Consider the following 21067-nt stretch of genomic DNA (forward strand, 5'->3'; position numbering starts at 1 on the left):
ACTCAGGATCGCTCAATGACTTAAAACGATCGGCATTACTCATTCGAGGGGCTTTTTAGTTGAATCACACCTCAATTTAAGACAAGCTTATGCAACACATGCAGGGAAGCAGCGAGAGTTTGGTCAATTCGGATGAAAAAAATAGTTATAACCATCACTGTCTTGCTTTTGGTCGTTGCGATTATTCCACTCGCGCTTTTGTTTTCACTGCAAACTCGCTACGCAAGCCCGGTATTCAATCAACTCAATCAATGGCTGCACTCTGGTGTCAGTGCTTCAGAAGTTCGCTATCAGTTTCCCTATCATTTTTCTTTTAAGAATCTGACCTTTGATCACCCAGACGTGAGCTATGTCGAGCAACTCGATCTCTGGTTCAACCCGTCGCTTTACCGTGATGGACGGTGGCAGTTAGACAGTGTGCTGATCGACGGTGTCAGTCTCCAACAAGGACTAAGCAGCAATCCGCAAACTTGGCTGCGCGATACGGTTGATATCCAGCAAATCGCCTTGTCTCACTTTGACTACGCCGATAAAGAGTTCAGCGCGCGCGGTCTTAAAGTTCAGCTCAAACAGCCATACTGGGAGACGACAGAGCAGTGGCTGCCGTATGCTGAAATTCAACTTTCCGCTGATCAAATCTATTGGCAAGGCGAGGCGTTCAACAAAGCGTTGCTCGATATGGACTATCGTCCGCAAGAGAGCACAGTGTTTGGCCTCTCCTTCCTCTGGCGTGGTGGGCACCTCTCCGGTCAGGCAGAGCAGTACGCACAAGGCTGGTCACTGGTCAATGTCACCATTGATGGCCTTACACTCTCAGAGCAACAAGTACAGTCGATTATGGCCAAACCTTGGACCAGCCTAGGTAACATTAGCCATATCAACAGCCTCGATGTGATGCGTAGCAGCATAGATTACCAAGGCTATCAACTGGTCAATGTTGAGCTCTCTTGTGAAAATCTCACCTTACCGTTTGCTTGGTGGCAGCAAAACGATGGCCTTTTTTCTCTCTCTGCGGAAAGCGTGCAAGACCGACACAACATGTGGATTGAACCGCGTCTCAGCCTGCGTCTCAATCCTGGAAAAATTGATGTCGAAGAGGCTGCTTTTCTCTGGCAACAGGGGAACGTGAGCTTTTCTGGCCATATCACTCCAGACGCGCTGGCACTGAAACACGTGAACGTTAATAACGTGAAGTGGGCCGCTGAACAGCCTGGTGAAGGAGAGTGGCTGAAACAGTTGCTTAGAGAGGCGAAAGAGGTTTCCGTTGAAACGCTGAATATCGAGCGCAGCCAATTTATCCAACTGATCCGCGAGCCGTATTGGCAACTGACTGGACTCAATATCGAAGGCCAGAATTTGCAGATTAAACACGATAGGCAACTTGGTCTTTGGCAAGGCACGCTGAGCGCCAGCGCAGCCAATGCAAGCTACCAGAGCGTTCTCAGCTCACACCCGATCATTGAAATGCACAGCGACCAAGGCAAGTGGCAGATGGATCGTTTGTTTGCCCCGCTACAACAAGGTTATGTGGAAGGACAGGCTTCGCTTGATCTGACACAAATCAGCAAACCGTGGCAACTCACCCTCAATGCCGATGGCTTCCCTGCTGGGTTTCTGTTATCGCAGTTAGCCCTGCCGTTGGAGATCAACGCGATCAGCAGCATCGATTTACAAGCTGAGGGGTTGGCGGGCGATTGGGCGATGTTCTCCCATACGTTATCGGGCGGGGTGTATGCGCAATTGCATGAAGCGTATATCCAAGCCCAAGACAACAGCATCACACCATTAATGCTATCGGAGCTCAGGCTCGATATGCAGCGAGGTAAGCTGTCACTCAGCCCGATCAACGTCAGCGGCCCGTCGATCACAGGCAACATCAGCGGCCAAGCGGACCTCGCCGCCGATGCGCCTCAGGGTATCAGCTATCAGTTCATGATTGGCTGTCAGCAGTTGAGTGGTGACCTTCTCTCGGATCAACACCAGCGCCACAGCGAATGCGACGCGGCACTAAGCAGTGAAAGCCAACCACCCAGTGAAAACCAACCCACTTTAGCCACGCTGACTCAATAGCTTTTTGTAATCGGGTAGCAGCATATAGGTTCCCATGAACTCCACCGCCGCAACCTCACCACTAAAAATGGTCACATGGATCACGATACGCGCTTTGCGTCCAGAGGCGAGTCGGTCCAAATCGCCACTAATGCCATCCAGCGACGTGCTGGCAATCGGGTTCTTCTCCACCGGATGACGGTAGCGAATGCGACTGTCTGCCAAAACAATGTCGCCAGTTAAACCGCGCTCTTTTAGCAATAACCACGCCATGCCCCAACCGGTTAACGTCGCCAGCGTGAATGCCGACCCGGCGAATAGAGTATTATGCGGGTTTAAATTAGGGTTGAGCTGCGCACTACACTCAAACTGATACCCCGTATACTGGTTGATTTTGATGCCCATCTTATCGCTGATCGGTATTTGTCTATCCCAGCGATCTTGCAGTTCCGTACACCACTCGGGATTGCGCAATACGTTGGCCATCGGATCGAGGGGCTTTACCATCTGCTGATGACGCACCGGGCCACGCTCATCGGTCAGTTCACCTCGACGTTCAAAACCATTTCTCTCGTAAAACGCGATGGCATCCTCACGAGCATTACACACCAGACGTTTCGCCCCCTCTTGCAGAGCAAGCGACTCCAACGCCACCAACACCAGCGATCCCATGCCCTTACCACGGCGCGTACCTTTCACCGCCATATAGCGGATTTGGCCTTCACTGTCCGGAGAGATATACAATCGACCGATGGCAATTGGCCGTCCCCGGCCATCAACAATCATGCGATGATGGCTCATACCGTCGTATTCATCGCGCTCGGAACCGATCGGCATACGCCACGGCTCACGCAGCATTTGCCAACGAAAGTGGTAATACTTGTTGAGTTGGTTATCTGTTTTCGGCGTGATCAGCTTAAACATAGAAATCCTTTTTCAAGTAAACAGGCTCCTGCCTTTACACCTGTAACCAGAAGGTTACCGGACCATCATTCACTAAAGATACTTTCATATCGGCCGCAAAGCGACCTCGCTCTGTCGGCAACACCTGTTGGCACTGGTCTGAAAAATAGTCATACAAACGCTCGGCCTCTGCGGGGTGAGCGCCGCGAGAAAAGCCCGCGCGCGTGCCTTTTTTGGTATCGGCAGGCAAGGTAAACTGCGACACCACCAGCACTTTGCCCTCGACTTGCTGCACATTGAGATTCATTTTGCCGTCGTCGTCTTCGAACACACGGTAAGTGGTGACCCGCTCCACCAATCGGCGAGCTTTGGCTTCATCATCGTCTTTTTCAACACCGAGTAGGACCAACAATCCTTTTTCTATCTGCCCGACCACTTCACCATCGACGCGAACGGCGGCCTCACTTACTCTCTGAATCAGCGCTATCACTACAACTATCCTCTTCTGCAGCCAACATTTTTTCTGCCTGAGAGTGTATCATTTCCGCGCTCAGTCTCCACTGTTCCTTCTCGCCCAACGCCGCGGTTACTTCCGCACCGATCAGCACAATCAGCCAGCACAAATAGACCCAAACAAATAAAATAGGAATGGCCGCCAGCGCCCCATATATCACTTGATAGGAAGGAAACTGGGTAATGTACGCGGCAAAGCCTTTCTTACTCATCTCAAACAAAATCGCGGCGATGATTGCCCCAACTACTGCATGAGAAAAATGGACCTTTTTATTCGGCACCAACAGATACAAACCGACAAAGGCACAAAACGAGAGAATAAACGGTAGCCAGCGCAGCAGTAAATTGTACATGCCAGAAATTGCTTCGCTGTCGAGAAGACGCAGCGAAGTCACATACGATGTGGCGGCAATACTGGCACCGACTAAAATCGGCCCCAAGGTCAACACCATCCAATACATGGAAAACGAGAACACCGCACGGCGCTTTTTCCGCACCCGCCAAATGTAGTTAAGATTTTTATCGATGTTGGAGATCAGCATCAAAGCCGCAACAAAAAGGAAAGCCGCACCGACGGCGGTCATTTTCCCAGTATTGGCAATAAAATCCTGCAACGCGCCATGTACCACATCCCCTGCCGCAGGGACAAAATGGGTAATGATAAAACCTTGCAAAACAGAGCCAACATTTTCAAACACAGGGAATTTAGACAAAATCGATAAAAGCACTGTCATCAGTGGCACAATCGAGAGCAAGGTAATATAGGCCAAATAACCGGCGTTCACATTCACCCGATCGTGCTGCATGCGAGCAATTAAATAGCGCGCAAACGCGATTCCATTTCCGGCGAGGCTTTGCAATCTCAACTTGTCACTCCCTGGTAACTGGTTCATAGTCCTACCCATACGGCTCATTAAAACAGATGGAAAATAAGCATGCCTTATTTAGTGGCGATTATACTATCAATTTTTACCCTGACTGGCTGCCAGTCAGCATACTACTCTGCAATGGAAAAGGTCGGTTACCATAAACGTGAGATCATGTTCGACCGAGTCGAGGATGCCAAAGCGTCTCAAAAAGAGGCGCAAAAAGAGTTTACTAGTGCACTGCAAGCTTTATCCAACCTAACCCAGTTTAACGGCGGTGAGTTGGAAGAGGTGTACAAAGAGATCAACGAGCAGTACCAAGAGAGCGAAAAAGCAGCACAAGAAGTACGCGACCGCATCGCCGCGATTGAAGATGTAGCGGGTGCTTTATTTGAAGAGTGGCAACAAGAACTGAGCCTCTATACCAGTGCGAAATTGCGTCGCTCAAGTGAGCAAAAACTCAAAGAAACCAAAGCGTCCTATCAACAGATGCTGAAAGCGATGAAGCGCGCCGAGCAAAAAATGACACCCGTCTTAAACACCTTGCGAGACAACACACTCTATTTAAAGCATAACCTCAACGCCAATGCGGTGGGGTCGCTCAAAGGTGAGTTGGTTTCTCTAGAAACCGAGATTGAACAAGCAATCAAACAGATGAAAGCGGCGATCGCCGAATCGGACGCGTTTTTGCAAAAACTTAACCAGCAATAAACTGCTTAAACGCATCATAAAAAAAACCCGGGAGAAACTGCCCGGGGTTTTCATTGCTTACAATAACGTTATTCGCAATTACTTCGCTTCACGTGAAGCGCGCTTACGGTCGCTTTCTGTGAGGAATTTCTTACGAATACGGATGCTTTCCGGCGTTACTTCAACCAGTTCATCATCGTCGATGAACTCAAGCGCTTGCTCTAGAGTCATGATGATTGGTGGCGTCAGTACCTGCGCGTCATCGGTGCCCGATGCACGTACGTTGGTCAGTTGCTTACCTTTCAGGGCGTTTACGGTCAGGTCGTTGTCACGGCTGTGAATACCGATCACCATACCTTCGTACACTTCCACGCCGTGACCGATAAATAGACGGCCACGCTCTTGCAGGTTAAACAGCGCATTGGTCAGTGCTTTACCCGCAGCGTTGGCGATCAATACACCATTGACACGTTGACCAATGGTACCGCCTTTGTGTGGGCCGTAATGGTCAAAAGTATGGTACAGAAGACCTGAACCCGAAGTCAGTGTCATGAACTCGGTTTGGAAACCAATCAGGCCACGTGAAGGCATGATGAAGTCAAGACGTACACGGCCTTTACCATCCGGTGCCATGTCTTTCAGCTCACCTTTACGCATACCAATTTTTTCCATGATACCGCCCTGATGCTCTTCTTGAACATCAATGGTCACGGTTTCAAATGGTTCCATCAACTGGCCGTTCTCTTCTTTAAGAATAACTTCAGGACGAGATACCGCGAGCTCGAAGCCTTCACGACGCATGTTTTCGATCAGAATCGAAAGGTGCAGTTCACCACGGCCAGAAACGCGGAACTTGTCTGGATCTTCCGTTTGTTCAACGCGTAGTGCTACGTTGTGCACCAATTCTTTCTCAAGACGCTCAAGGATGTTACGTGAGGTGACGTATTTACCTTCAAGACCCGCAAAAGGTGAGGTGTTCACTTGGAAGGTCATGGTCACGGTTGGCTCGTCAACAGACAGCGCAGGCAGTGCTTCCACTTTGTTTGCATCACAGATGGTGTCAGAGATTTTCAGCTCACCAAGACCCGTAATCGCAATGATGTCACCTGCGGTCGCTTGCGGCACTTCATGGCGCTCAAGGCCAAGGTAACCGAGCACCGTACCCACTTTACCGTTACGCACTTTACCGTCCGCACCGACAATGCTCACTTGTTGGTTAGCTTTCACTTTACCGCGTTTGATACGACCTACGCCGATAACGCCAACGTATGAGCTGTAATCCAGCTGAGAAATTTGCATTTGTAGCGGGCCATCAAGGTCCACTTCTGGCGCAGCAACCACATCGACGATGGTTTGGAACAACGGTTCCATGTTCTCGCCTGTTTCGCCTTCTTCCAGTGTCGCCCAGCCATTCAGCGCTGACGCGTAAACCACTTTAAAGTCCAGTTGTTCGTCTGTCGCACCGAGGTTGTCGAACAGATCAAACACTTGATCCATAACCCAGTCAGGACGTGCGCCAGGGCGGTCAATTTTGTTGATAACCACGATTGGCTTCAAGCCGTGAGCAAATGCCTTTTGTGTAACAAAGCGCGTTTGTGGCATTGGGCCATCCACCGCGTCAACGATCAGCAGCACGCAGTCAACCATCGACATAATACGTTCAACTTCACCACCGAAGTCTGCGTGTCCCGGGGTGTCTACGATGTTGATGCGGTAATCGTTCCAGTTGATGGCGGTGTTTTTCGCCAAGATGGTAATGCCACGCTCTTTCTCGATGTCGTTCGAGTCCATGACTCGCTCTTCAATGTCACCGCGAGATTGCAAAGTGCCTGATTGTTGCAGCAGTTTGTCAACCAGTGTGGTTTTACCGTGGTCAACGTGCGCGATGATCGCGATATTTCTTAAATTATCAATCTGTGGAGTCGTCATGGATTCTGATTCACTTGTTTAAAAACGACGCTAAAAACATGGCTGTTTTTTAAGCGGCGGTTGTTTGATTAAAAAAACGGCCATAATGTACCAGATTTTGACAAAAAACCCAGAAATATGTGATCAGCTCGTGATTATTTTTCGCCAAGTAAAGACTAGTCGCCAAGGCGTATTTCGGCCATTTTTCTGCCATAAAAAGAGTATGCACATTAACGCATTTCTCGATTGACAAGATGCCCAAAGACGGGCTGAATGAGAGACGGTTTTGGCTTATTCTGGTGCAAACTCGCCACATTAGCACCAAAACAGTGCATCAAGAGATCATTTTGGTGCATTGCACACACCAAAATGGCGAGATAAAACACTAAGACCATGAAATATAAGGACTTAAAAAATTGGCATAGTTTTAGCTTTGTAAGAATCAGCATCGATTAATACCAATGTAAAGAAATTAATCAATGCTGGATTCAACACCGAATCTGGCCAATACCGCTTTAATAACACTGGAGGTTATCCAAGATGTCAGTAGAAAACGTTCTATCGCTTATCCAAGAAAACGAAGTTAAGTTTGTTGACCTGCGTTTTACCGATACGAAAGGTAAAGAGCAGCACATTTCTATTCCTGCACACCAAATCGATGCTGACTTCTTCGAAGACGGTAAGATGTTTGATGGCTCTTCTGTCGCAGGCTGGAAAGGCATCAACGAATCAGACATGGTGATGATGCCTGATGCATCTTCTGCGGTACTTGACCCATTCACTGAAGAAGCGACTCTGAACATCCGTTGTGACATCCTTGAACCTGCCACCATGCAAGGCTACGACCGCGACCCACGCTCTATCGCAAAACGCGCGGAAGATTACCTACGCTCTACTGGCATCGCAGACACCGTTCTTGTTGGTCCAGAGCCAGAATTCTTCCTGTTTGACGACGTGAAGTTCTCTACGGATATGTCGGGTTCTTTCTTCAAGATTGACGACGTAGAAGCGGCATGGAACACAGGTTCAGATTACGAAAACGGTAACAAAGGTCACCGTCCTGGCGTGAAAGGGGGTTACTTCCCAGTGGCTCCAGTGGACTCTTCTCAAGACCTGCGTTCTGCAATGTGTCTAGTAATGGAAGAGATGGGCCTAGTAGTTGAAGCGCACCACCACGAAGTGGCGACAGCAGGTCAAAACGAGATCGCGACTCGCTTCAACACGCTCACCACGAAAGCGGACGAGATCCAAATCTACAAGTACGTGGTTCACAACGTAGCGCACGCCTACGGCAAAACTGCGACCTTTATGCCGAAACCACTGGTTGGCGACAACGGCTCAGGCATGCACGTTCACCAATCTCTGGCGAAAGACGGCGTTAACCTCTTCGCGGGTGACAAGTACGGCGGCCTATCAGAAACAGCTCTGTACTACATCGGTGGTATCATCAAGCACGCTCGTGCACTGAACGCGCTGACTAACCCATCAACTAACTCGTACAAGCGTCTGGTTCCTCACTACGAAGCGCCTGTTATGCTGGCATACTCTGCGCGTAACCGTTCTGCGTCTATCCGTATCCCTGTGGTACCAAGCCCGAAAGCGCGTCGTATCGAAGTACGTTTCCCAGATCCAGCAGCGAACCCATACCTAGCGTTTGCCGCGATGCTGATGGCAGGTCTTGACGGTATCAAGAACAAGATCCACCCAGGGGAAGCGATGGATAAAGACCTTTACGATCTGCCTGCAGAAGAAGCCGCAGAGATTCCAAAGGTTGCAGAATCACTCAAGCAAGCTCTTGAGTGTCTAGACAGTGACCGTGAGTTCCTAACTGCGGGTGGCGTATTCTCTGATGATTTCATCGATTCTTACATCGAACTGAAAACCAAAGACGTTGAGCGCGTTAACACTGCTGTTCACCCACTGGAATTTGAACTGTACTACTCAGTGTAATTCACTCAGTGCAAATGTAACTCGGATTGCACTTTTTATCAGGCTCGCCTCGCAGGCGGGCCTTTTTCATATTCTCCCGCCAGAAATCGAGTAATAACATGCGGTTTGCATAAAAAATTAGCCAACAGCCAAGCGCATCCGCTCACATCGGACGCGGTTGTGATTACATGAAACCGCATCTCTTTGGAGGTGAAAGATGATAAAAAGACTTTCTCTGCTGTGTGTATTGCTCAGTTCTCTTGCGCACGCACAGACAGTGTACACTTGGGTCGACGCCGATGGCGTGCTGCATTTTAGTGATACTCCCGGCAGTGGCGCAAAAAGCATTACGTTACCGGATTTGGACGCCAGTGCCCCTGCGCCACACGTTGAATCCACGCAAAAGATGGACGCTGCGCAACCCACTACGCAGGCTTCTTCAGCAAAAGAAACGGCGGTTGAACCCGCGCAGCCAAGCTCTTCGGATGAAGCCCAGACCGAGTTACAACTGAGTATGGCGTCTCCGGCGAATGACGCCACCATCCGCAGCAATCGCGGCCTACTCTTTATTCGCATGGAAAGCAATCGTAAGCTTGAGGTTGGCGAACAGCTGCAGTTGATACTCAACGGACACCGTTATGGTGCACCACAAACCGGCTTGACTTGGCAGCTCAAAAACATTAACCGAGGAACCCACACATTGGCCGTTCAGGCGTACAGAAACGGCAAGATAATTGCATCATCCAGCCCTATATCAGTGCATTTGCATCGCACCAGTATTAAATAGTGGCTTGAGTCGCAAGATAAGCATCTGAAACGCCTTAGAAGACGCTTTCACTTCTCCCCTTAATCCGCCATACTGGCTGCCAATGCACCAATTTAGTGCATCGCACCAAACTATGACAACGACAAGGATGTGATTGTGAATTCAGCGCTTTCAGACACAATTCTCAGCAATATGGTGACCGCAACCCTGATCCTCGATGATGGGTTGCAGGTTAAACACGCCAATCCGGCGGCCGAGCAACTCTTCGCGCAAAGCGCCAAACGCATCATCCACCAACCGCTGTCACAATTGATCCAACACGCCTCCCTCGATTTAGCCTTGCTCTCACAACCACTACAAAGCGGTCAAAGCATCACGGACAATGACGTCACTTTCGTTGTGGATGGTAAGCCGCTGCTGCTGGAAGTGACAGTCAGCCCGATCTCGATTGAGCGTGAACCAATGCTACTGGTGGAGATGCGCAAAGTTGACCAACAGCGGCGTATCACTCAAGAGATGAATCAGCACGCGCAGCAACAAGCGGCCAAGCTCTTGGTCAGAGGACTAGCGCACGAGATCAAAAACCCCTTAGGTGGGTTGCGCGGCGCGGCGCAATTGCTGGAGAAGATGCTGCCCGATCCGAGCCTGACCGAATATACCCAGATCATCATTGAACAAGCGGATCGACTACGCACCCTGGTCGACCGTCTACTTGGCCCGCAAAAACCGGGCAAAAAGCAAGAAGCCAATCTGCATCAGGTTTTGGAAAAAGTACGTCAATTGGTCGAACTGGAGTCTCAGCAAACACTGCTGATTGAGCGCGATTACGACCCAAGCCTGCCAGACATTTACATGGATGCAGACCAAATTGAGCAAGCGATGCTGAATATTGTCAGCAACGCGGCACAAGTTCTGTGCAATCAAGACGACGGCCTGATCACCATACGCACCAGAACGGTGCATCAAGCCAATATCCACGGCCATCGCTGCAAAGTGGCCGCGCGAATTGAAATCATCGATAACGGCCCCGGTATTCCGGTTGAGCTGCAAGATACCTTGTTTTACCCCATGGTCAGCGGACGAGAAGGAGGCACCGGACTTGGGCTTTCTATCTCGCAAAATCTGATAGATCAACATAACGGCAAAATTGATGTCGAAAGCTGGCCTGGGCACACCAATTTCACCATTTATCTGCCAATTTAATGCTGCAAGGAATAGACCATGAGTAAAGGATATGTTTGGGTTGTCGACGACGATAGCTCCATCCGCTGGGTGATGGAAAAAACCCTCTCTTCCGCCAATATCAAGTGCGAAACCTACGCCAATGGTGAAAGCGTGTTGATGGCGTTAGAGCGAGAAGTCCCTGATGTGTTGGTGTCCGATATCCGCATGCCTGGCATTGATGGCATCGAATTGCTGCAACAAGTGCACAGCAAGTGCCCTGACTTGCCTGTGATCATCATGACGGCGCACTCCGATCTCGACGCCGCGGTCAACGCCTATCAAAAAGGGGCGTTTGAATATCTGCCCAAGCCGTTTGATATCGACGAAACGCTGACGTTAGTAGAACGCGCCATCGCCCACGGTCAAGAACAAAAGCGCGAGCAGATGGCCTCGGGCAATCCACTGAGCACCCATACGCCAGAAATCATCGGTGAAGCACCCGCGATGCAGGAGGTGTTTCGCGCTATCGGCCGGCTTTCACGCTCCTCTATCTCTGTGCTGATCAACGGTGAATCGGGCACGGGTAAAGAGCTGGTCGCTCATGCGCTGCACCGACACAGCCCAAGAGCCAGCAAGCCGTTTATCGCCCTCAACATGGCCGCGATTCCAAAAGACTTGATTGAGTCAGAACTGTTTGGCCACGAAAAAGGCGCTTTTACTGGGGCCAATTCGGTGCGCCAAGGACGGTTCGAACAAGCCAACGGCGGCACCCTATTTTTGGATGAGATTGGCGATATGCCGCTCGATATTCAAACTCGCCTACTGCGCGTGCTCGCCGATGGGCAGTTTTATCGTGTCGGTGGTCACTCGCCAATCAAAGTTGACGTGCGGATTGTCGCCGCTACCCACCAAAATCTCGAACGTTTGGTACAAAACGGCGATTTCCGAGAAGACCTGTTTCACCGCCTCAACGTTATCCGAGTGCAGATCCCCGCATTGCGCGAACGCAAACAGGATATAGAAAAACTGACTCAGCACTTTTTACTGCGCGCTGCCGATGAGTTAGCGGTGGAAGCCAAAACCCTGCATCGCAGTACGTTAGACATTCTCTCGCGTCTCAATTGGCCCGGGAACGTGCGTCAGTTGGAAAACATTTGTCGCTGGTTGACTGTAATGGCTAGTGGCAGTGAAATTTTACCTGGCGATCTGCCGAGTGAACTGCTGCAAGAGAAAAAGAGCAGCGAGGAAGAAAACGTGGCAGGGACTTGGCAGGAAATTCTCGCCAGTTGGGCGCGAAAAGAACTCAGCTCTGGGGAAAAAGAGCTGCTGACATACGCACTTCCACAATTCGAACGTATACTGTTAGAAGCAGCACTCGAGCACACCAACGGTCACAAGCAAGACGCAGCCAAGGTACTCGGCTGGGGGCGCAATACCTTGACACGTAAATTAAAAGAACTGTATTGACGACGAGTAAAGAGGCCCAAGGAGGTTCGCTACGCTTAGCGAGCCTCAACGACAACAGGGATAGTAAAGCACGATGGCAGAGATGGCTTCCAATAACAAAATTTCCTTAAAAACCGCGGTCATTGTCCCTTTGGTGGTGATCTTTTTGCTCTCAATCAGCGTGGTGATTTTGGTGCAAAAGCGCAGCTACGAAGAAGCGGTACATGATCTCAGCGACAAGCAGCTCTCCGCCTTAACCGAAAACGTGCGTAACAGCTTAACCAGCTACCTTGGCGCGCCATTATCTGCTGGGCTCAACATGGCGCACACCATTGGCTTTAACCACTTATATAAACCCAATGACACCACTGCGATTCAGCACTACTTTCTGGATACCTTCCAAACCATTTATGCCCCGATCGCCCAGTTGGACGTGATTGGATTTGGCTCAGAAGCGGTCGATTATGTTGGATTTCGTAAAGAGAGCGATGGCAACCATACCCTGATGGTGCAAGACGATCGAACCAACAGCAAACTGGTGATTTATCAAGGAGACACCATCAGCGAGAACATCCGCTCTGTAATTGACAATTACGACCCGCGAGTGCGTCCTTGGTATGCGCCGGTCGCCCAAGAGCGGCGCCCAATGTGGTCTTCCATATACGCCAACGCCGACGAAAGACAGGAAATCACCCTCTCAGCTCTTGCGCCCGTGTATGACAGCAAACAATTTGTCGGCGTCGTAGTCACCGATATTCGCATCAACACCTTCAATAATTTTCTCTCCGCACTGAAAGAAAAGACCAAAGCCTCCGTCTATATCATGGATGATCAGCAGCGATTAGTCGCTCACTCAGCCCAAAGTAGCGTGGTTTCTTGGGGTACCGAGTTATCAAAAAAGGGCGACCGTTTGCTAGCAAGCGAAAGTGCCGACCCCATCATAAAACGCCATGCCGATACGGTAAAAAACCAACAAATGTTGAACAACAAAGTCGCTCAGCGCTTTGAGTTTTTCGGTCACGATGGGCGCTACTTCAGCCTCATCTCGCCCTACACCGACGAATATGGCTTAACGTGGTATATCGGTATTTCGATTTCTGAATCGCAGCTACTGGGCGTATTGCCCAAAGCGCAGCAAGAGAGCTGGATCGTTGGCTTATCGGTGGGAACCATCGGCGTTTTGTTCTGTATGGTGATTTTCAGTCGCATTACCCATCCCATCACCACCACGGCCACCGCCGCGAAAAACTTGGCCAATGGACATTGGGAAAGCGCCATGCCAAAACCCGGTTTGATCTACGAAACCAGCCTGCTGGTCACAGCGTTTAATGAGATGGCCAACAACCTTCGAGTCTCCTTTAAAGCGCTGCGCAACCAGTTAGTTTATGACTCACTCACCAAGCTCTACAGTCGAGAAGGGTTGATTGATGCGAGTCGCCGCCTGCATCCCTCTCAGAGCGGTAGCCTATTTTTACTTGGGGTGAATCGCTTTCGCGACATCAATGACAGCGTCGGTCATCACAAAGGCGACCAACTGCTGATCAGCATCTCGGAAAGACTGAAAGACCTATTTGATGATAACTATATTCTCGCTCGCACTGGAGGCGATGAGTTCGCCATCTACGCACCACGAGTGACCCATGCCGAAGAGATCACCTTGACTGTTAACCGGCTGCAACAGCTGTTTATCGCACCATTTTATATGGGTGATGAAAGTGTGGTGATGAAAGTGTCGATTGGGGTGGTATGTACCGACACCGAGAGCGATATGACCCGCTGGTTGCGCAACGGTAGTATTGCGCTGAGTAACGCAAAGCAGGATCACTCTTTAGTCAGCCACTATCGGCCTGAAATGGCAGACGCCTCCAAATTTCGCACCCAAATGCTGGCGCGCATTCAAGATGGCATCAACAGCCAAGAATTTATCCCTTACTATCAACCGATTATTGAACTGGATAGCGGCAAAGTCGTCGGGGCAGAAGCCTTGGCCCGCTGGCTGAGCAAGCAAGGCATCGTATCACCTCTCGATTTCATCCCGATTGCTGAAGACAGTGGCATGATTAAGGAAATCGGCAGCCAAATATTGCAGCGCGCCTGCAAAGAGACCGCTCAAGCCATCGCAGATAATCTCTGGCAACGTGACTTCCAGTTACACGTGAATATTTCGGTTAACCAACTATCCCACGAAGATTTTGTCGCAGAAGTCGGGCAAATTTTGTTGGAAACGGGACTACCCGCCACCAACCTCACTTTGGAGATCACCGAGTCGCGGCTGATCGACAGTGCACCAACCACTTTAGAGAACATGCACAAACTGCGACGCCTTGGGATCAGCATTGCGATTGATGATTTTGGTACTGGCTACTCATCACTGGCGTACTTACACACCTTGCCGTTTGATTGCCTAAAAATCGACCGCGCCTTTGTCGATAAACTCAGCCGCGAGGAACTCAATAACTCAGTGGTCGCTGCCATCGTCAACATTACCCGCGGCTTTAACGTCAGTGTGGTGGCCGAAGGGGTCGAAACTGGCTTACAAGCCGAATTGCTCTCTGAATTGGGCTGTCCGTTGGCTCAGGGCTTCTTGTACAGCCGCCCTGTCCCTTTTGCCGATTGGCCCAGTGATCTGTTATCCGGCAAGTAAATTGGTTGAAAAATCAGTTTATTGGCCAATAATTTACGTACAAAATCGCACTAGCAACACAAACAAAAATGCCAGCGTCTTGCTGGCATTTTTTATTTCAGTTTCTCACTAAATGACGCGCGAGAACTGTTGTTGTCGCGCTTTGGCACGCAGGTATTTGTCAAAGCACATGCAGATGTTGCGGATCAGCAGACGACCACGCAGTGTGACACGGATTTCGCGCTCATCCACTTCCACCAATCGGTCATCAATAAAAGTCTGCAGCAGTTGCAGATCTTCTTTGAAGTAGTGGTTAAACGCCACTTTGAACTGAGTTTCGATCGCTTTCTTATCCAGTTTGAAGTTGCAAATCAATTGCTTAATCACCTCACGCCGCAGCAAGTCATCAGCGTCCAGCGCGACCCCTTTCCACAGCGCATGACGCAACTCATTGACTTGAGCGTAGTATTTCTTCAGCTCTTTTTGATTCTGCGCGTAGGCATCGCCAATCATCGAAATGGCCGAGACACCAAAACCGACCAAGTCACATTCGCCTTGAGTGGTATAGCCTTGAAAATTACGATGCAACACGCCTTCTCGCTGAGCCATCGCCAGTTCATCATCCGGTTTGGCAAAGTGGTCCATACCGATAAACTGATAACCTGCTTCGGTTAAGGTGGTAATGGTTTGCTGCAAAATCGCCATTTTTTCTTCGGCTTTGGGCAGCATCTCATCTTTGATTTTACGCTGAGCGGCAAATAACTGCGGCATGTGGGCGTAATTGAACACCGACAAACGACCCGGCTGCATTTGCAGCACTTGGGCTAAGGTTTTGGCAAACGACTCGCGATTTTGCTTGGGTAAGCCGTAGATAAGATCAAGGTTGGTCGAGCGAAAACCAAGCTGCTTCGCCCGTTCGACCATGGCAAAAATAAAGGCTTCGTCTTGCTCACGGTTGACCAGCTTTTGCACTTCCTTGTCGAAATCTTGCACACCAATGCTCAGGCGGTTAAACCCTTCCTGACGCAGATGGTCGAGAATATCGAGTTCAATCTCACGCGGATCGACCTCAATACTGATCTCCGCATTAGCTTCAAAATCAAACTCTTCCCGCAGCAAGCTCATCAGCCGCGACAACTGTTTGGCCGTTAGAAAGGTCGGTGTACCACCACCAAAATGCAGCTGCGTTACCTGTCGACCAGGCAAAAGTGAGGCGCGCTGGCGAATTTCGTGTTCCAGCACATCAAGGTACTCATCCGCTTTATGCGAATGGCGAGTAATCACTTTATTGCAGCCGCAGTAGTAGCAAAGCTTATGGCAGAACGGAATGTGCACATAAAGAGAAAGCGGACGCTCTGGGTACTGCGAACACGCCATGTCATAGTCAGAAATGGTAAACGCTTCGTGAAACTCCAACGCCGTCGGATAAGAAGTATAGCGAGGACCAGAATAGTTGTACTTGTCCAATACCGCTTGGTCCCAAACGATCTGTTGGTTCGATTCAAGAGTCTGATTCGACATGGTGTTACTTCCGTAAAATCCTGTGAGCCGCTATTTTGCCACATCCAAAATAGGGAGATAGCGCGACATTGTGGCTTTTTAAGCGCCAATCGTTAGAAGTGCTAGCGCGATCACGATAGCCCCGCACAGCAGGGCCATCGATCAGATCATTTGAATGTTGATCTGGTTGTTGAGCGGCTGCACTCTTTTGCGCAGTGCTTTCAGCTCTTCGACAATCGCCTCACTAAGACGGCCTTCCGCCTTGTGACGCTCAAGGTTTTGCTTCATGCGCTCTTTTTTCTCAAGCGCCTGACGCGCTTCACCGCGTGGCATGTCTTTGACGATATGATACAGCTCAGCAATCGCTGGGTATTCGGCATCAAAATCAACCCGTTGTTCTCCTTGCACATAATCCATGATGCAATAAATACGAATGCTGATTTCAGACAGATCGCACTGTCCTTGAATGCCCGCCATACACAAGATATTGACGTTGTCGAAAATATTGGCATTGCGTTTCTCGATCGCCAACTTCTGATGCTGCTGTTGCAACTCCTTTTGCTTCTTTAACTGGAGCAGAAGGTAGCCTGCATAACACGCTAAACCCAGAATGATGGCACCACCAATTATGGCCAGTAAGGTGACATTCATCGCGCCGCTTACCCTTTGTAGTCGTCCATGTTGAAGTCTTCAAAATCCGCCAGCAGCTCATCGTCTGAACGAGCTTTGCGTGTTGGCGCTTCATCTTGAAACTCTTCGTCGTCTTCGGGTTCAAGCAAACCAAGTTGCTTCATCAACTGCTCAATGCGGTCTAGTTTCGCGTCAACATATTGCTGCAAGCCGCGACCTAGGTTTTCACCAGCCTCAATACGATCAAGCAACACATTCAACTGGGCATCATTTTCCAGCATTTCGAGTTCTTGCTCTGCCGACAAACGGCGCTCTTGCTTGGTCAGCTTCTTCGCAGGCTCGACAATCAGTGGGATTTTCTTCTTGCTACCAAGACGTGGGTCTCGCACTTGATTGGCCGACTGTTTCTGCTTGGCTTGCTCTTCTGCGTTACGAGCACCGGCTTTCAAACCTTTGTGCTTTTTCTCTTTTTTGCGTAAACGCCCGGCAACATCCGACTCAGAACGGTTACGGGTAACAATAAACTCCGGCGCGCCTGCGGCACCTGGTTTTCTCGATTTTTTCTTACGACTCATTACTGGGTCTTCCTCAGTAAAATTACATCTTTGCCAATAAATTCAAGTTCGAGCTTATCCCGCTCTGCCAGAAACTGAAACGTTGCTTGGCTAAAAAAGATCACATGCGTGGGATCATTTTTGTAATGCCAATGGGCAAACGCCTCAACATTGATGACCATTTTTGTCATCAGGCCTATCCAGCCTCCAGGCTTAACTAAATTCAACCATTGTTGCCACACCTGATCAGGTTGATAGAGATGCTCAATCACCTCCGTGGCCGTCATGAAGTCGTACTGTTTAGCCAACACACTGGTTTGTGGGTGGTAATAAATGTCGTACAACGCCATGGTGTGACCACGCTCTTCCATCATCAATGAGAGCGTTGGCCCAGGTCCACAACCAAAATCCAACCCGGTTGATTGCGGCTCAATCCGTTCCAAAAGAGGGTCAGCTATGCGCGCCAAAAAGCGCCGATAACCTGCATCCTGCGGATCATTCTCATGCAGATCATAGTGAGCTTTTTCGTTTTTTGCATCCAAACGCTGGTTAGGATGGACAAACACCAAATGGCATTGCTCACACTGCAAATACTCGCGGCGTTTGTCGGCAAAATAAGGCTGAATGTGCTCATGCTGACATAAAGGGCAGGTATGCATACTGACTTCCTCAAACAGGGATGCGCAACATACCAGAAAGTCCAACAGGATTGGAGGGGCCGCGGGCAAAATATCACCAATTTCAGAAAAAAACGGCCGAAATAAAAAAAGCGACAGGCATGCTGTCGCTTTCTGAACTGCCACAAGTGGCAAAAACTGTGTTGCACTCAGTTAGTGCACCAATATTCCGTTTGTTTTTTGTGCTTTCCCTGCAAAAAGGTGTTGTTCGTCATCATCCTGATGAGTTTTGGCTTTCCTTCGACTTCCTGTATCGAGGCTTATCCGTTAAGCCTGGATCCTTTGCACTGTCTTAACCTTTAGACGAGGTGACCATCCTTATCCGACCAACATCCTGTCGATCTGAGCTCCCTTCTCCGGCTTTCGAACAACTCCCTTGTTCGCATCCGTGGAGACCACCTTGGTCTGATTTCCTTTACCAGCGTCCTACTGATGGTGCTAATTTACTTGCTCATCAAATTGAAACAAGTCGCTTAGCGCGATTTATTGGATCTTTTTTAAGCCAAGTTAAATACTTTCTGCTTTTCATAAAGTTAGAAAAACCTGGTAGACAAAGAGGCAAGAACGAATGGCAAATCTCTTACAAAATGATCAGCAAAGTGTCCTGCAGCTAGGAAAGGTAGCGACGAAATAAGTGTGACTTTGCGCCACAAAGAGAACGCCCCGGTACCAGACCAGGGCGTTTTCCTACAACATGTGCTCGAGCGGTTAGGGGCGAAATTAGTGAAGACCACCAACGTATTGAGACAGCGTGTTAATGTCATCGTCGGTCAGTTTCTTCGCGATATCACGCATCATCGCATTCATATCGTTGCCACGGGATGATTCGCGGAATTTTTGTAGCTGAGCTTTGATGTAGTCAGCATGCTGACCGGAAATTTTCGGGAAACCTGAAAGCTCGGTACCATTGCCGCGTGGGCCATGACACGCAATACAAGCGGTTAAACCACGCTCTGCGTCACCTGCGGTGTACAATACTTTACCCGCATCTACGACATTTTCTGGTGTCGTGTTTGGAGAAATTGGCAGGGAAGAGTAGTAAGCTGCCAAATCTGCCATGTCCTGTTCAGTCAATGGCATCGCCATTGCACTCATAACCGGATCATAACGTCCTTGCTTACCCGCACTTTCCATACCTAATTTGAGATCTTTCAACTGCTTCTCAATATATTTGGCATGCTGACCAGCAAGCTTTGGATACATGGTGAGTAGACTGTTGCCGTCAGCACCGTGACACGCAACACACGTTTGGGATTTTGCTTTGCCAGCCTCAATATTACCTTGGGCCCATACTGAGCAGCTGGCTAAAAGACTCAAAATTAGCGCTAATTTCTTCATGACATTCCATTATAATTATCAAGCTTCCAGTACCACGGAAGGTGAACAGACCGAGTACACTCATGGTACAATAGGCGACCTTATGCCGAGCACGGTTATTTTACACAATTTCACAAAAAAGTAATCAATCGACTACACAAAGTCGAGATGGAGTTAACAGTGAGCGTAAAAATTCATTACCAAAATACGCATTTCATTACCAGTGCGCCTGATATCCGCCACCTGCCAGCCGATGAGGGCATCGAAATTGCGTTTGCAGGACGCTCAAATGCTGGTAAATCCAGTGCACTAAACCGATTAACCAACCAAAAAAGCCTAGCGAAAACCTCAAAGACGCCAGGCCGCACGCAGCTAATCAACTTATTCAAAGTGACGGATGGCTGCCATATCGTCGATCTTCCCGGCTATGGTTTTGCCCAAGTGCCATTGGAAATGAAGCAGAAATGGCAAAGATCGCTGGGTGAATATCTGCAAAAACGCGCATGCCTACAAGGACTAGTGGTGTTGATGGACATCCGTCATCCGATGAAGGATCTCGATCAACAGATGATTGCTTGGGCAATCGAGAGCCGTATCCCTGTCCAAGTTCTTCTCACGAAAGCGGACAAACTCAAGAGCGGCGCACGCAAAGCAGAGCTGCTCAGAATTCGCCAGTTAGCGGCAACCTTTGGTGGTGACGTGCAAGTCGATCTGTTTTCATCATTGAAAGGGATTGGCGTAGATCAATTGCGAGCTAAACTCGACGAATGGTTTGCTCCAGCGCTCGCTCATCTATTGGACGAAGAAGCGGGCCAAGAAAACGACTAGCCTCTGCGATACAAGCTTATCGATCAAAGCTCTGCCTGTGCAGGGCTTTTGTTTTTTCTGCCGCCAGAAACAAAAATCCCCGCCATCCTGGCAGGGAAACGGGAGAGAAAAATTGGTAATTATTGTTATGGGCCAGAGCATTACTGAACTGGTAACGGATTTCAAGAGTGCGCGCGCTGAGAATATTGGGCTACTGACTAAAAACCAGCCACAACAATTGAATCTAACTAACTGATATATAAGACCTTACACCCAAAATGCTCACATTAAATATGCAGTTAGTTTTTTAAGAGAATTAATAATAGTGTGATTGGTACAAATTTACAGAACGGATTTTCAACAACAAATACGGTAGAACACCATCAGAAACGGGATAAGCAAAGCAGAATAAGAGAAAAGAAAGAGGCACTGCTAATTTATTGAAAATTAATAAAATTTTATTTGGGACAATAAAAAACGCCCCAGTCAAAGCCTGACTGGGGCGGCTGAATCAGCCTAATCCAATAACGTGAAACAAAAGGTCTGAAAGATAGAACATCTTACCTCTGTACCCTACGAGGATTAATGTACAACAATTGGTCATAATTGCAAACTTTTTTTGTAGTTTATTTTCATGAAACTTTTACTAAGCTACAACTCAACAGTTTCTCTTTGAACTTATTTAGATACAAAAAAAAGCCAGAACTTGTGCTCTGGCTCATACA

At 49.1% G+C, this 21067-nt stretch carries 19 protein-coding genes; 9 read left to right on the plus strand and 10 right to left on the minus strand.

The annotated features are described in order from the left end of the window. Window positions 1-132: 132 nt before the first annotated feature. Window positions 133-2070: an AsmA family protein gene (locus EWA64_RS08005; protein ID WP_061893765.1), complete on the plus strand. Its 1938-nt coding sequence runs from the start codon at window positions 133-135 to the stop codon at window positions 2068-2070. Here EWA64_RS08005 and EWA64_RS08010 read toward each other — a convergent pair. From EWA64_RS08010 to EWA64_RS08020, 3 genes are read right to left on the minus strand one after another with little or no spacing between them, the layout of a single operon-like run. Further along, on the minus strand, window positions 2050-2973 hold the full coding sequence (locus EWA64_RS08010; protein ID WP_061893764.1) for a bifunctional GNAT family N-acetyltransferase/hotdog fold thioesterase: 924 nt from the start codon (window positions 2971-2973) through the stop codon (window positions 2050-2052). The two genes, EWA64_RS08005 and EWA64_RS08010, sit on opposite strands and share 21 nt — an antisense overlap. Before the next feature lie 34 nt (window positions 2974-3007). Then, window positions 3008-3442: a D-aminoacyl-tRNA deacylase gene (dtd, locus tag EWA64_RS08015; protein ID WP_061893763.1), complete on the minus strand. Its 435-nt coding sequence runs from the start codon at window positions 3440-3442 to the stop codon at window positions 3008-3010. Continuing rightward, on the minus strand, window positions 3414-4358 hold the full coding sequence (locus EWA64_RS08020; RefSeq protein ID WP_061893762.1) for a virulence factor BrkB family protein: 945 nt from the start codon (window positions 4356-4358) through the stop codon (window positions 3414-3416). Before EWA64_RS08020 ends, dtd begins: the two co-directional genes overlap by 29 nt. 42 nt (window positions 4359-4400) lie before the next feature. On the opposite strand from EWA64_RS08020, the gene EWA64_RS08025 reads away from it, so the two are divergent. Continuing rightward, window positions 4401-5042, plus strand: coding sequence for a DUF2959 domain-containing protein (locus tag EWA64_RS08025; protein WP_061893761.1), 642 nt, complete (start codon window positions 4401-4403; stop codon window positions 5040-5042). 78 nt (window positions 5043-5120) lie between these two features. Here EWA64_RS08025 and typA read toward each other — a convergent pair whose 3' ends face one another. After that, window positions 5121-6950: a translational GTPase TypA gene (gene typA / locus EWA64_RS08030; RefSeq protein ID WP_039422626.1), complete on the minus strand. Its 1830-nt coding sequence runs from the start codon at window positions 6948-6950 to the stop codon at window positions 5121-5123. Between the two features lie 519 nt (window positions 6951-7469). Here typA and glnA point away from each other — a divergent pair. From glnA to gepA, 5 genes are all read left to right on the plus strand, one after another. Further along, entirely contained in the window at window positions 7470-8879 is a 1410-nt protein-coding gene (gene glnA, locus EWA64_RS08035) for a glutamate--ammonia ligase (RefSeq protein ID WP_061893758.1), read from the plus strand. A gap of 196 nt (window positions 8880-9075) precedes the next feature. Next, window positions 9076-9645, plus strand: a complete 570-nt coding sequence (locus EWA64_RS08040) for a DUF4124 domain-containing protein (protein ID WP_139045643.1) — start codon at window positions 9076-9078, stop codon at window positions 9643-9645. Between the two features lie 129 nt (window positions 9646-9774). Then, window positions 9775-10827, plus strand: coding sequence for a nitrogen regulation protein NR(II) (gene glnL / locus EWA64_RS08045; protein WP_425315130.1), 1053 nt, complete (start codon window positions 9775-9777; stop codon window positions 10825-10827). Between the two features lie 18 nt (window positions 10828-10845). Next, a complete protein-coding gene (gene glnG, locus EWA64_RS08050; RefSeq protein WP_061893756.1) occupies window positions 10846-12255 on the plus strand; it encodes a nitrogen regulation protein NR(I) in 1410 nt (469 codons plus the stop codon). Between the two features lie 82 nt (window positions 12256-12337). Beyond that, window positions 12338-14878 carry a phosphodiesterase GepA gene (gepA, locus tag EWA64_RS08055; RefSeq protein ID WP_061893791.1) on the plus strand — a complete coding sequence of 847 codons (2541 nt, stop codon included), beginning with the start codon at window positions 12338-12340 and terminating at the stop codon, window positions 14876-14878. Between the two features lie 108 nt (window positions 14879-14986). Here the strand turns inward: gepA and hemN are convergent, their stop codons facing one another. The 4 genes from hemN to EWA64_RS08075 form a co-directional block, all read right to left on the minus strand. Then, complete coding sequence (gene hemN / locus EWA64_RS08060) at window positions 14987-16378, minus strand: oxygen-independent coproporphyrinogen III oxidase (protein ID WP_061893755.1); 1392 nt, start codon at window positions 16376-16378, stop codon at window positions 14987-14989. Between the two features lie 141 nt (window positions 16379-16519). Continuing rightward, window positions 16520-17008 carry a DUF2489 domain-containing protein gene (locus EWA64_RS08065; protein WP_061893754.1) on the minus strand — a complete coding sequence of 163 codons (489 nt, stop codon included), beginning with the start codon at window positions 17006-17008 and terminating at the stop codon, window positions 16520-16522. Between the two features lie 8 nt (window positions 17009-17016). Continuing rightward, a complete protein-coding gene (gene yihI, locus EWA64_RS08070; RefSeq protein ID WP_061893753.1) occupies window positions 17017-17562 on the minus strand; it encodes a Der GTPase-activating protein YihI in 546 nt (181 codons plus the stop codon). Then, the gene (locus EWA64_RS08075; RefSeq protein ID WP_039422615.1) at window positions 17562-18200 is read right to left on the minus strand and encodes a class I SAM-dependent methyltransferase; all 639 of its coding nucleotides are present in this window, start codon (window positions 18198-18200) and stop codon (window positions 17562-17564) included. The genes yihI and EWA64_RS08075 overlap by 1 nt, the downstream gene beginning before the upstream one ends. 20 nt (window positions 18201-18220) lie before the next feature. On the opposite strand from EWA64_RS08075, the gene EWA64_RS08080 reads away from it, so the two are divergent. Then, window positions 18221-18514, plus strand: coding sequence for a hypothetical protein (locus EWA64_RS08080; RefSeq protein ID WP_170320326.1), 294 nt, complete (start codon window positions 18221-18223; stop codon window positions 18512-18514). A 424-nt stretch (window positions 18515-18938) separates the two neighbouring features. Here the strand turns inward: EWA64_RS08080 and EWA64_RS08085 are convergent, their stop codons facing one another. Then, window positions 18939-19556 (minus strand): c-type cytochrome, encoded by a 618-nt coding sequence (locus EWA64_RS08085; protein ID WP_061893752.1) that lies wholly within the window; start codon window positions 19554-19556, stop codon window positions 18939-18941. Between the two features lie 159 nt (window positions 19557-19715). On the opposite strand from EWA64_RS08085, the gene yihA reads away from it, so the two are divergent. Then, window positions 19716-20363, plus strand: a complete 648-nt coding sequence (yihA, locus tag EWA64_RS08090; protein WP_061893751.1) for a ribosome biogenesis GTP-binding protein YihA/YsxC — start codon at window positions 19716-19718, stop codon at window positions 20361-20363. A 490-nt stretch (window positions 20364-20853) separates the two neighbouring features. Here yihA and spfP read toward each other — a convergent pair whose 3' ends face one another. Continuing rightward, window positions 20854-20901, minus strand: coding sequence for a small protein SpfP (gene spfP / locus EWA64_RS21220; RefSeq protein ID WP_438356636.1), 48 nt, complete (start codon window positions 20899-20901; stop codon window positions 20854-20856). Between the last annotated feature and the right edge of the window lie 166 nt (window positions 20902-21067).

The sequence above is a fragment of the Vibrio cidicii genome (genome assembly GCF_009665415.1).
Classification (GTDB): domain Bacteria; phylum Pseudomonadota; class Gammaproteobacteria; order Enterobacterales; family Vibrionaceae; genus Vibrio; species Vibrio cidicii.